Source organism: Nonomuraea sp. NPDC004580 (assembly GCF_040609855.1).
Lineage (GTDB): Bacteria > Actinomycetota > Actinomycetes > Streptosporangiales > Streptosporangiaceae > Nonomuraea > Nonomuraea salmonea.
This window is the reverse complement of the sequence record NZ_JBEXLH010000059.1, coordinates 43,558-54,190: the sequence shown is the minus strand read 5'-3', so window position 1 is coordinate 54,190 and position 10,633 is coordinate 43,558. Positions and strand designations below refer to the sequence as shown.

The following is a 10,633-nucleotide window of genomic DNA, read 5'->3' as shown; positions in this document are numbered from 1 at the left end:
GCCGCGGCTGCGGGCGCAGCGCGGGCTCGGCCTGCCAGCGGGCGTGCAGACCGCGCCGCACCAGGTTGGCCGCCTCCAGCTGGGCGCGGAAGAACCACACGCCGGTGGGCGCGGGCAGGCCGATCTCGACGGAGTGCTCGGTGACGGCGTCGAACAGCTCGTGCTCGGCTGTGAGGTCGTCGGCAGTGCTGGTGGTGGGGGTGCTGGTGGTGGGGGTGCTGGTGCTGGCGGCGGGGGTGCCGTATTCGGCGGCGGCGACCGCGTCGGCCAGCAGCAGCCGGTGGACGGTCAGCGCCGCCAGCTCGGGCAGGTCCTCGAGCCCCGCGGGCCCGGGCAGCGCCGCCGGGTCGTCGGTGGTGGTGAGACCGGCGTGCAGGGCGGGCGCGGTGGTGACGGCCAGCAGGACCGCTGCGATGGCCGCGGCGTGGCAGGCCATGGGTAGTGCCTGGTGAGGCATGACGATGACTCCTGTGCGTGAAATCTCGACAACGCACCGTACATGCCCCTCGCCCCGGCCCACCATCCGCCCCCGCGATCACTGACGATGACGACACCACCGCATGGCCGTCAGGGGAAGGTTCGCTGCCGTGAAACGGCCTGGTGTGCCACACTTCACTCTCACCTAAGAAGGGGGCAAAGGGTGGCGAACCGCTATCTCTATCTGGCACGGCACGGCGCGGCGATCGACGAGGGCGAGCTGAGCGAGACGGGGTGCGAGCAGGCCGAGCTGCTCGGCAAGCGGCTGGCCGGACATCCCATCACCGCCGTGCATCACGGCCCGCTCCCCCGTGCCGCGCGTACCGCCGAGATCGTGGCCCGCCACCTGCCCGGCGCCGAGGTGCGGACCGGCGACCTGTACGGCGACTACGTCCCCGCCGCCCCGCCCCGCGACGAGCTGCCGCCCGCGCACGCGGCGTTCCTCAACGGATTCACCGACGCCGAGCTGACCTCGGGCCCGCCGCTGGCCGCCGCGGCGATCGCCCGGCACGCCGGCCCTGCCGACGTCGAGACGCACGAGCTGATCGTCACGCACAACTTCCTCGCCGCCTGGTTCGTCCGGCACGCGCTCGGCGCGCCCGAGGCCCGCTGGCTGGGGCTCAACCAGGGCAACTGCGCCCTCACCGTCATCCTCTACCGGCCCGAGGTGCCGCCTTCGCTGCTGTTCTTCAACGACATGAGCCACCTGCCGCAGGACCTGCGCTGGACGGGCTTCCCCCCGGCACTGCGGGTGTGAGCACGGCATGGGGCTGGAGATCGAGAGCCGGCGGTCCGACTCGCCGTACGTGGAGCGGGTCTGGCGCAGCCGCAGCAGCGACGTCACGGAGATGATGTCGGTCGCCTCGGCGCGCTGGGACCTGGTCTTCTGGGAGGAGCGCGGCGAGACGCACGTGGCCGTCCAGGGGCCGGAGACGCGGGCGAGCGTGGCGCCGGTGCCCGAGGACGCCACGTTCCTCGGCATCAGCTTCGCGCTCGGCGTCTCGATGCCGCACCTGCCGTTCGAGCGGCTGGTCGGCGGCAACCTGCTGATCCCCGGCGCCACCCGGCGCTCGTTCCACCTGAAGGGGTCGTCCTGGCACCTGCCCGGTTACGACGACGCCGAGGCGTTCGTGCGGCGGCTGGCGCAGGAGGAGGTGCTGGTCCGCGACCCGCTGGTGGCCTCGGGGGGCGGCCCTGTGTCGTGGGTGTCGGAGCGTACGCTGCAGCGGCGTTTCCTCGCGGCCACCGGCCTGACCAGGAACGCGGTCCGGCAGATCGACCGGGCCAGGCACGCGGCGGTGCTGATCAGGGACGGCGTGCCGGCCGGCGAGGTCGTGCACCGGCTCGGTTACTTCGACCAGCCGCATCTGGCGCGGTCGCTGGCCCGCTTCGTCGGCCGCTCCGCCACCCGGCTCGCCCAGGCCGACCCCGCCGAGCCGCTATCCCTGCTCTATCGCAGCAGCGCGAGCCCGCACCGCATCGACGGCTGAAGGCCCGCTCACCGGCGGCTGGCAACGACGTCTTGGCAGAGACTCTCATGGCCGCCGCCTGGGCCGTCGTGCCTGACGTTCACCCCTCTCGGCCTGGAAACCGGCGACCTGACCGCCCTGGCCGCGCCTCGACCTGAGAGTTCCTGAAGGTACGCGTTCGGCCTGCTCGGCGGCGCGGCGTCCCGATTCGCCGTCCACCGCTTGCTACTCTCTGCACCTGAATGGTGACGTTTAGTACGGTGAGGAGCTCGTTGTGAAGGTCGCCTGCGTCGGCGGCGGACCCGCCAGCCTGTATTTCTCCATCCTGATGAAGCGCGTGGACCCGTCCCACGAGATCACCGTCTACGAGCGTTACCCGGCCGGCGCCACCTACGGGTGGGGGGTGACGTACTGGGAGGAGCTGTTCGACTACCTGCACGAGGTCGACCCCGAGTCGGCCCGCGCGATCGGCGAGTCGTCGGTGCGGTGGGACAGCTGGGTCGTGCACGTGCAGGACCGCACGACCGTCACCGTCGAGCACGGCGACGAGGGCTTCGGCGTCGGACGGCAGCGCATGCTCGACATCCTCGGCGAGCGGGCCCGCGACCTCGGCGTGGACATCGCCTACGAGCACGAGATCACGCGGGAGACGGAGTTCGCCGACGCCGACCTGGTGGTGGCCGCCGACGGGATCAACAGCGTGCTGCGCGAGCGGCACGCCGAGCATTTCGGCACCGAGGTGTCGGTCGGCCGCAACATGTACATGTGGCTCGGCACCACCAAGGCGCTCGACGCGTTCACCTTCGCCTTCACCGAGACGCCGCACGGCTGGATCTGGGGCTACGGCTACGGCTACGACCCCGGCCACAGCACGTTCATCGTGGAGTGCGCGCCCGTCACCTGGCGCGGGCTGGGCTTCGACACGGCCGGCGAGGCCGACGGCCTGGCCCTGCTGGAGAAGCTGTTCGCCGAGGTGCTCGACGGCCACCCGCTGATCGCCCAGACCGAGTCGGGCGGCAGCGCGCGCTGGCTCAACTTCCGCACGCTGACCAACCGCAGGTGGTACCGCGACAACGTGGTGCTGCTCGGCGACGCCGCGCACACCACGCACTTCTCGATCGGCGCGGGCACGGCGCTGGCGCTGGGCGACGCCGCCTACCTGGTGGAGGCGCTGCACTCGGCGACCGACCTGGACGCCGCGCTGGCCCGCTACGAGCGCGAGCGCCGCGCGGCGATCCGCGTCTCGCAGCGGGCGGCCAGGCGCAGCGCCCGCTGGTACGAGAGCGTGCCGCGCTACATGAACCTGCCGCCGCGCCAGCTCATCGCGCTGCTCAACGAGCGGCACTCGGGCGTGCTGCCGTACGTGCCGCCGCGGCTGTACTACGTCACCGGCCAGACGGCCGGCACGCTGGCGTGGCTGGCGTCGTGCCTCATACCGGGGCGGCGCCGCCGGACATCGGGATGAGATGACCCGGCCTGCGGCGGCGTGAGGCCCGGCCGGCCAGGAACGCGGCCAGCAGCGCCGAGCCGATCAGGACGGTCTTGGGCCTGGTCATGACCTTCCTGACCCGGGTCTTCACCCCCGGTTTGGGCGCGACGGCCGTCCGCGCGAGCGTGACGGCCCTGTCCTTGCCGCGAGACCTCGTCTGCTGCGTCCTCATGCTTTCCCCCCGCTTGCTCGGCGGCACGTCTACCCAGGTCAGCGCCGTCCATGCGGGTGGCGGTCAGTCCTCGCCGGTCTCCCAGTGGTAGACGTACGACATGACGAACCCGAGCAGGCCGGTCACCCCGGCCGCGACGGTCATGGGCAGGCCGAGCGCCGCGACGGCCCCCGACACCAGCCCGGGGCTGCCCGCGATCAGGCCGGCGGCCTGGGCGAGCACGAGGACGACGCCGAGCGCGATGAACAGCACGAGGCCGATCTTGAACAGGACCATGGTGAGACGTCTCATGACGGAGGGCTCCTCTCAGATCGGCAGCACGCCGGTCGCGACCAGCACGCCGATGACCAGGGTCGGGATGACGAACCACAGGATGAGCCGGCCGAACGTCCTGGCCGGGTCCACCTGGGCGATGCCGCTGGCGATGTAGATGGGGGCCGCTCCCGGCGGGGACGCGCCCTCGGTCGAGGCGAAGATGAGGATGGCGGTGGCCGCGGCGGCGGGCGAGACTCCTGCCGCGGTGAGCGCGCTGAAGGCGACCCCGCCGACGGCGGCGATGGTGGCGGTGCCGGTCAGCGGCGCGGCGATGACGACGAGCAGCAGGCCGACGATGGTGGCGATGACGACGGCGGGCGCCTCCACGCTCTGCATGATCGTGGTGAGCTGCTCGACCAGGCCCAGCTCGCCGAGGCTGGCGGCGGCGGCGAAGGCGAAGAACAGGGTGGCGCCGATGACGGCGTAGCGCGGCGCCATCTCGCCGAGCAGGTCGTTCCAGGCGCGGGCGGTGCGCGGCAGCCGCCGCCAGGCGACGGCGAACGTGGCCAGCACGGTCAGCACCGGGATCCACACGACGATGCTGATGTCGCCGGCCGCCTCGCCGACCTGCGACTCCATGAGCGCCTTGCCGAACTCGAGCGTCATCAGCACGGGGATGGCGATGCCGGCGTAGACCAGCAGCGAGGTCCATCCCGCACGCAGGGCGGCACGCAGCGGCACGATGTCGGCGGCGTCGGTAGCGGCGATGCGGTGCCTGCGCACCCACAGGAAGACCACCACGAACCGGTGCGCGACCGTCCACAGGCCGCCCACCAGGGCGGGCACGAACAGCTGGTCGGCGGTCAGCACCGGCGCCACGGCGGCCGAGCCGAGCAGCAGGAACATCGACGAGCTCGGCGGGATGGAGATGCCGAGCCCCGCGTTGCCTGCGACGAGCGAGGCGGCCAGATCGGGCCGCCAGTTCGAGCGGATCATCCAGGGGATGGTGACCGAGCCGACCGAGGCCGAGATGCCCGAGCCGGACCCCGATGGGCCGCCCAGCAGCGCGGCGGCCGACGTCGAGACGTAGCCCGCGCCGCCGCGCAGCCGGCCGAACACCGAGTTGAGCACCGTGACCTGCTCCTGGATGAGGCCGAGCCTGGTCAGCAGGTACCCCATGAAGACGAAGGCCAGGGCGGCGAAGACGACCTCCTCGGCCATGGCGTCGGCGATGCCCGCCCAGGCCAGCTCGAAGAAGCGGGCGCCGCCGAAGAGGCACACGCCGGCGAACCCGATGAGCATCGCCTCACCGATGTTGCGTTTCAGCACGCCGTTCCAGACGACGATGATGACGATGTAGGCGACGAGCGCCCATACGGCGATTCCCACGGCGAAAGTCCTCCAATGGGGGTGGGGCTGGGGGTGTCCGGCTTCGCCGGCGGTCAGGTGGTCGGCGGTGAGGTGGCCGGCGGTGAGGTGGCCGGGGGCGGGTCGGCCAGGTGGCGGGCGAGTGCGAGGATGCGGCGGGCTCTGGTGACGATGGGGGCGTCCACGAAGCGGCCGTCGGGGAGGGCGACCGCGCCGACGCCGTCCCGTTCCGCCTGCTCGGCGGCGGCGACGATCTCGGCGGCCCTGGCCGTCTCCTCCTCGCCAGGACGGAAGGCGCGCCTGATGGCGGGGATCTGGCGGGGGTGGATGGCGGTCCGGCCGAACAGACCGATCGCGCGGCCGGCCCGGCAGGAGGCGAGCAGGCCGTCCTCGTCCTTGACGTCGGGGTAGACGGACATGGGCACCGGGGGCAGCCCGGCCGCGGCGGCGGCGAGGACGACCTGCAGGCGCAGGTGGTTCATGGCCTGCTGGTCGGTGATGCCCAGCTCGGCGGCGAGGTCCTGCTCGCCGAGCGCCACTCCGGCCACGTGCGGGTGCGCGGCGATCTCGCGGGCGTTGACGATGCCGGCCGCCGACTCCAGCAGCGCGTACGCGGGCGCGCCCGTCAGCGCGTCGAGCACGGCGGCCGACTCGACCTTGGGCAGCCGTACGGCGTCGGCCAGGCCGGCGACGGCGGCCAGGTCGTCGCGGCCACGCCCGGTCGCGGGGTCGTTGACCCGCACGTGCAGCACGCCGCCGTCGGGGCGGGCGCTCAGGTAGGCGACGGCGTTGGCCCTGGCCTCGTCCTTGCGGGCGGGGGCCACCGCGTCCTCGAGGTCGATGATGACGACGTCCGCGCCGGACGCGACGGCCTTGGCGAACCGCTCGGGCCGGTCGCCCGGCACGTACAGCCAGGTCACCGGCGGGCGCTCGGAGGCGCTCACGCGATCACCCCTTCCTCGCGCAGCCGCGCGATGCGGTCTTCGGGGTAGTCGATCTCGCCGAGCACCTCGTCGGTGTCGCGGCCGAGCGGGCGGCCCGGCCAGCGGATCCCGCCGGGGGTGTCCGACAGGCGGAACAGCACGTTCTGCATGGTGAGCGAGCCCAGCTCCTCGTCGGGCACCTCGACGAACGTGCCGAGCGCGGCGTACTGGGGGTCCTCGGCGAGGTCGGTGACGTCGTAGATGGGCGCGACGGCGGCCTGCGCCCGCTCGAAGGCGGCGATGACCTCGTCGGCGTCGCGTTCGGCGATCCAGGAGGCGACGGCCTCGTCCAGCTCGTCCACGTGCTGCACCCGGCCGTGCCCGGTGGCGAACCACGGCTGCTCGACCAGGTCGGGCCGGCCGACGAGGGTGACGACGCGCTCGGCGATGGGCTGGGCGCTGGTGGAGATGGCGAGCCAGCGTCCGTCGCGGGTGCGGTAGGTGTTGCGGGGGGCGTTGCTGCTGGAGCGGTTGCCGGTGCGCTGCGGCACGACCCCGAGCGCCCTGTACGCGCTCATCTGCGGCCCGAGCAGGCCCAGGATCGGCTCGATGATGGCCATGTCGATGACCTGGCCGCGCCCGGTGCGCTCGCGGGCGTGCAGGGCGACCATGATCGCGTACGACATGGCGAGGCCGGCGATGCCGTCGGCGAGGGCGAGCGGCGGCAGGGTGGGCGGCCCGTCGGGCTGCCCCGTCATGGCGGCGAAGCCGCTCATGGCCTCGGCGAGGGTGCCGAAGCCCGGGCGTCCCGACATCGGCCCGAACTGCCCGAACCCGGTCATCCTGGCGACGATGAGCCGGGGGTTGAGCTCCAGCAGGTCATCGGGCGAGAGGTTCCAGCGTTCCAGGGTGCCGGGACGGAAGTTCTCGATCAGCACGTCGGAACGTTCGGCGAGGCGGCGCAGGATCTCCTGCCCCTCGGGGCGCGACAGATCGACGGCGGCGGTGCGCTTGTTGCGCGAGAGGGTCTTCCACCACAGGCCCACCCCGTCGACCGAGGCGCCGTGCCCGCGCGAGGGGTCGCCCCGCCTCGGGTGCTCGATCTTGATCACGTCGGCGCCGAAGTCGCCCAGCATCATGGCGGCGGAGGGACCGGCGAACAGGGTCGCCGCGTCGATGACCCGCAGGTCGTCGAGGCTCGTCATGGGTATGTAACTTATAAGAAATATGTCATAGGTCAACTATGTGACCATTTTGCGAGACACTTGGGGACATGTCAGCCACCGAGCCGCGGCCGCCCATGAGCAAGGCCGACTACGTCTACGCCGTGCTTCTAGAGGAGATCCGGTCGGCGCGGATCCCCGGAGGGACCGCGGTCAGGGCCGGGGAGGTGGCCAAGCGGCTGGGGGTGTCGGTCACGCCGGTGCGCGAGGCGCTGCGCCGGCTGGAGAAGGACCGGCTGATCAGCTACGAGGCGCACCACGGCGCGACCGTGATCGACCTGGGCGACGAGGCGCTGGCCGAGTACTACGGGCTGCGCGCCGTCGTCGAGGGGCTGGGCGCGCGGCTGGCGGCGTCCAGGATCACCCCCGAGGAGCTGGCCGGGCTGAGGGAGCTGCACGCCGCGATGGCGCGCGACGCCGCCGACGGCCGCAACGACCGGCTCGGCGAGCAGAGCAGGACCTTCCACCTGCGCATCGTCGACATCGGCGGTCCCGCCTTCCTGGGCGGCCACGCGAGATCGGTCCGCAACAGCTTCCCCGTCCCCGCCGAGGCGTCGCTATGGCTGGACGAGACCCAGGTCAGGGCCCAGCTGGAGGCCCACGAAGGCATCCTGGCCGCCCTGGAGGCCGGCGACGGCGAGACGGCGGAACGCATCATGATCGACCACGTCCAGCACGCCGGCACCTACCGCCGCCACCAGTGAACGGCCGCCACGGCCTGTCCCCTGCACCTCCGGAGGACCTCCTGAGGACCTCCTGAGGACCTCCGCAACCCCGCCCTCGACCGCACGCCGGCGGCGGGTGGTGGCGGTCAGGTCGTGGAGTTTCTGATCTCGTCGAGGACGTCGGCGGTGGAGTCGACCGGCAACGCCGACAGGGAGAGGCGGGCGAAGGCCTGCTGGTGCTCCTCGACGCGCCGCCGGTCCTCGATGACGACCGGCGCGTGCAGCAGGTGGAGCACCAGCGTGTCGGGGCTGGCGGGGTCGGCGAAGCGGAGCAGGGTGAACGGCGGCCCCTGGTAGAGGTAGCCGCTCTCGGCGACGGGCCGGGCGACCTGCAGCGCGATGTGCTGCTGCTTAGTGGCGGCGGTGAGGGCGTCGAGCTGGGCGAGCCGGTCCTCGGCCCGGCTGAGCGGCGGGTCGAGCAGCGCCGTACGGTCGAGCACGGCCCAGAGGCGCGGCCCCTCCTGCCGGTCGAGCACCTGCTGCCGGACGGTGATCAGCGAGGCCATGGCGGCGGCCCGCTCGTAGGCGGCGCCCGGCAGCAGCCCGGCCAGGGCGGCCGACAGCGCGTAGGCGGGGGTCTGCAGCAGCGGCGGGATCTGGTGGGGGCAGTAGGTGTAGATGATCTGCGCCCGGTCCTCCAGCTCCAGGAACGCCGACAGCGCCAGGGGCACGCCGGGGGCGTCGTACCAGCCGGGCACCCGCTCCTCGCGCAGCAGCGACAGCACGCGCGCGACGTGCTCGCCCTCGCCGTACAGCTGCAGCAGCGTGCGCACGGTGGCCTCGCGGGGCGCGACGAGCCCGTGCTCGATGCGGAAGATGGTGGAGGTGTTGAGCCCGGCCGCGTCGGCGGCGGACTTCATCGACAGCCCGGCACCGGCGCGCAACGAGGAGAGCCGGGCCGCGACAACGCTCAACTGCATACGTCTGTCACAGCCGCCGATGACAAACATCAGCGTTTACACCAGGTCTGTTGCAACAGTGTGACGGTTGATGCACGATGGCCACTCTAGTGGCCTGACACGTTATGCATACGCCGATCCGAAAGGCAGTGACTGTGGCGGACGCGTGGATACTCCATCCCGACTACCGGACTCCCCCGGTCCCCACAGAGACGGACGTACCGCCTGGCCCGTGGCGTCACCCCGACGGCGGCCAGATCATGAACGGCACCTACGAGCGCCAGCTGCCCAAGCGCCAGATGGAGGTCGTGACCGTGTGGTACGGCTATCCGCTGAGCCACTGGCGCGGCCCGCGGATGCCGCGCTTCAGCAGCCCGATGGTATCGGCCTGGAACCCGGTGCTGGCGCAGGGCCTGGCCGTCGATCCCGCGGCGCCGGCGCCGTACCGCGACGAGCTGTGGTGCGACCGGTGGATCGCCGAGGCCCTGCTGTACGGCCGCAAGCCGTACGGCGCGTTCACGCTGCCGGTGGACGAGGCGATGCGCTGGTTCGCCAAGAGCGGCGGCACGAACCTGGTCTACCAGGCGCGGGCGGAGGACGACCTGGTGCGGGTGGTGGCGGGCACGTCGGAGCGTTACGGGCAGCTGTTCGACCTCGACGCGCTGATCGCGGACTACCGGGAGGCGCTGCCGAAGCCGCTGGCCGACCGGGAGGCGGAGGCGCTGGAGGCGCATCGCACGGTCTCGCCCGCGCTGTCGTACGTGCTGAGCGAGCCGGCCGAGACGCTGTTCGCGCAGGCGGCGCTGTCGGTGCGGGGCCTGACGCTGGGCTATCCACCGCGCGAGACGGCGGCCAGGATCGTGGCGGGCGCCGCCTCGTGAGCCCGCTGGACGTCAAGGGCGTGCTGTTCGACCTCGACGGGACGCTGATGGATCATCGCCGCGCGGCGGACGCGGGCATCACCGCCTGGGTGGCGGAGCACTTTCCCGGGCATCCGCGGCTGACTGAGGTGGCGGCGTTGTGGGCGGCGCTGGAGGTGCCGTACCTCGCGATGTGGCACGCGGGCCGCTGCACGGTGCAGGAGCAGCGGCACCTGCGGCTCCAGGCGCTCTGCGCCGAGCTCGACGTACCCGCCCCCGCCGACCTCGGCGCCGCCTATGCGGACTTCGCGGCCCGTTACCGCGGTGCCTGGGCGGCCTTCCCCGACGCGGCGGAGGCGGTGGCGGGGCTGGCCGGGTTCGCGCTGGGGGTGCTGACCAACGGGACGCAGCCCATGCAGGAGGCGAAGGTGCGCGCGATCGGGCTGGCGGGCCGGGTGGGGCCGGTGCTGACGGGCGAGGTGCTGGACGGCTGTTTCAAGCCGGCGCCCGAGGCGTACGAGCGGGCCGCGGCGGCGCTGGGGCTGGCCACGCACGAGGTGCTGCTGGTGGGCGACGACGTGGTCAACGACGTGACGGCCCCGGCGGCGGCGGGCATGCACTCGGTCTGGCTGGATCGTACGGGCGCGGAGCCCGGCCCCGAGGGGTTCCCGCGCATCACCTCGCTGACGGAGCTGGCGCCGCTGCTGACGGCCTGAACCGGCTACGACGCCAGCTTGACCCATTTGTCAGGACATTCTGACCTGCGTTAAGCT

General features: G+C 72.5%; 12 protein-coding genes and 1 pseudogene. 6 read left to right on the top strand and 7 right to left on the bottom strand.

Annotated elements, in window-relative coordinates; genetic code table 11:
* A pseudogene (locus tag ABZW11_RS37655) lies at positions 1 to 457 on the bottom strand (hypothetical protein); the annotation flags it as partial.
* Positions 458 to 640: 183 nt separating this feature from the next.
* Between ABZW11_RS37655 and ABZW11_RS37650 the strand changes: the two are divergent.
* From ABZW11_RS37650 to ABZW11_RS37640, 3 genes are all read left to right on the top strand, one after another.
* Positions 641 to 1,234 (top strand): histidine phosphatase family protein, encoded by a 594-nt coding sequence (locus ABZW11_RS37650; protein WP_355428284.1) that lies wholly within the window; start codon positions 641 to 643, stop codon positions 1,232 to 1,234.
* 7 nt (positions 1,235 to 1,241) lie between these two features.
* Complete coding sequence (locus tag ABZW11_RS37645; protein ID WP_355428281.1) at positions 1,242 to 1,967, top strand: helix-turn-helix domain-containing protein; 726 nt, start codon at positions 1,242 to 1,244, stop codon at positions 1,965 to 1,967.
* A 253-nt stretch (positions 1,968 to 2,220) separates the two neighbouring features.
* Positions 2,221 to 3,411: an FAD-dependent monooxygenase gene (locus ABZW11_RS37640; RefSeq protein WP_355428278.1), complete on the top strand. Its 1,191-nt coding sequence runs from the start codon at positions 2,221 to 2,223 to the stop codon at positions 3,409 to 3,411.
* On the opposite strand, the gene ABZW11_RS37635 is transcribed toward ABZW11_RS37640, so the two are convergent.
* The 5 genes from ABZW11_RS37635 to ABZW11_RS37615 all read right to left on the bottom strand — a co-directional run bounded on the left by ABZW11_RS37635 (position 3,377) and on the right by ABZW11_RS37615 (position 7,358).
* Positions 3,377 to 3,607: a hypothetical protein gene (locus ABZW11_RS37635; protein WP_355428275.1), complete on the bottom strand. Its 231-nt coding sequence runs from the start codon at positions 3,605 to 3,607 to the stop codon at positions 3,377 to 3,379. The two genes, ABZW11_RS37640 and ABZW11_RS37635, sit on opposite strands and share 35 nt — an antisense overlap.
* Positions 3,608 to 3,670: 63 nt before the next feature.
* The gene (locus ABZW11_RS37630) at positions 3,671 to 3,898 is read right to left on the bottom strand and encodes a hypothetical protein (RefSeq protein WP_355428272.1); all 228 of its coding nucleotides are present in this window, start codon (positions 3,896 to 3,898) and stop codon (positions 3,671 to 3,673) included.
* A 15-nt stretch (positions 3,899 to 3,913) separates the two neighbouring features.
* A complete protein-coding gene (locus tag ABZW11_RS37625) occupies positions 3,914 to 5,251 on the bottom strand; it encodes a TRAP transporter large permease subunit (RefSeq protein WP_355428269.1) in 1,338 nt (445 codons plus the stop codon).
* 53 nt (positions 5,252 to 5,304) lie between these two features.
* Positions 5,305 to 6,174, bottom strand: coding sequence for a CoA ester lyase (locus ABZW11_RS37620; RefSeq protein WP_355428266.1), 870 nt, complete (start codon positions 6,172 to 6,174; stop codon positions 5,305 to 5,307).
* Positions 6,171 to 7,358 carry a CoA transferase gene (locus ABZW11_RS37615; protein ID WP_355428264.1) on the bottom strand — a complete coding sequence of 396 codons (1,188 nt, stop codon included), beginning with the start codon at positions 7,356 to 7,358 and terminating at the stop codon, positions 6,171 to 6,173. Before ABZW11_RS37615 ends, ABZW11_RS37620 begins: the two co-directional genes overlap by 4 nt.
* Before the next feature lie 68 nt (positions 7,359 to 7,426).
* Between ABZW11_RS37615 and ABZW11_RS37610 the strand changes: the two genes are divergently transcribed.
* A complete protein-coding gene (locus tag ABZW11_RS37610; protein ID WP_355428261.1) occupies positions 7,427 to 8,080 on the top strand; it encodes a GntR family transcriptional regulator in 654 nt (217 codons plus the stop codon).
* Positions 8,081 to 8,187: 107 nt separating this feature from the next.
* On the opposite strand, the gene ABZW11_RS37605 is transcribed toward ABZW11_RS37610, so the two are convergent.
* Complete coding sequence (locus ABZW11_RS37605; RefSeq protein WP_355428258.1) at positions 8,188 to 9,015, bottom strand: Scr1 family TA system antitoxin-like transcriptional regulator; 828 nt, start codon at positions 9,013 to 9,015, stop codon at positions 8,188 to 8,190.
* A 140-nt stretch (positions 9,016 to 9,155) separates the two neighbouring features.
* Between ABZW11_RS37605 and ABZW11_RS37600 the strand changes: the two genes are divergently transcribed.
* Together ABZW11_RS37600 and ABZW11_RS37595 are read left to right on the top strand one after the other, a co-directional pair.
* Positions 9,156 to 9,881, top strand: a complete 726-nt coding sequence (locus ABZW11_RS37600; protein WP_355428255.1) for a hypothetical protein — start codon at positions 9,156 to 9,158, stop codon at positions 9,879 to 9,881.
* The gene (locus tag ABZW11_RS37595) at positions 9,878 to 10,576 is read left to right on the top strand and encodes an HAD family hydrolase (RefSeq protein WP_355428253.1); all 699 of its coding nucleotides are present in this window, start codon (positions 9,878 to 9,880) and stop codon (positions 10,574 to 10,576) included. The genes ABZW11_RS37600 and ABZW11_RS37595 overlap by 4 nt, the downstream gene beginning before the upstream one ends.
* Positions 10,577 to 10,633: the final 57 nt, after the last annotated feature.

Coding starts and splice junctions, on each gene's coding strand:
- ABZW11_RS37645 (WP_355428281.1), top strand. CDS start 1,242: ATGGGGCTGGAGATCGAGAGCCGGCGGTCCGACTCGCCGTACGTGGAG.
- ABZW11_RS37635 (WP_355428275.1), bottom strand. CDS start 3,607: ATGAGGACGCAGCAGACGAGGTCTCGCGGCAAGGACAGGGCCGTCACG.
- ABZW11_RS37630 (WP_355428272.1), bottom strand. CDS start 3,898: ATGAGACGTCTCACCATGGTCCTGTTCAAGATCGGCCTCGTGCTGTTC.
- ABZW11_RS37615 (WP_355428264.1), bottom strand. CDS start 7,358: ATGACGAGCCTCGACGACCTGCGGGTCATCGACGCGGCGACCCTGTTC.
- ABZW11_RS37610 (WP_355428261.1), top strand. CDS start 7,427: ATGTCAGCCACCGAGCCGCGGCCGCCCATGAGCAAGGCCGACTACGTC.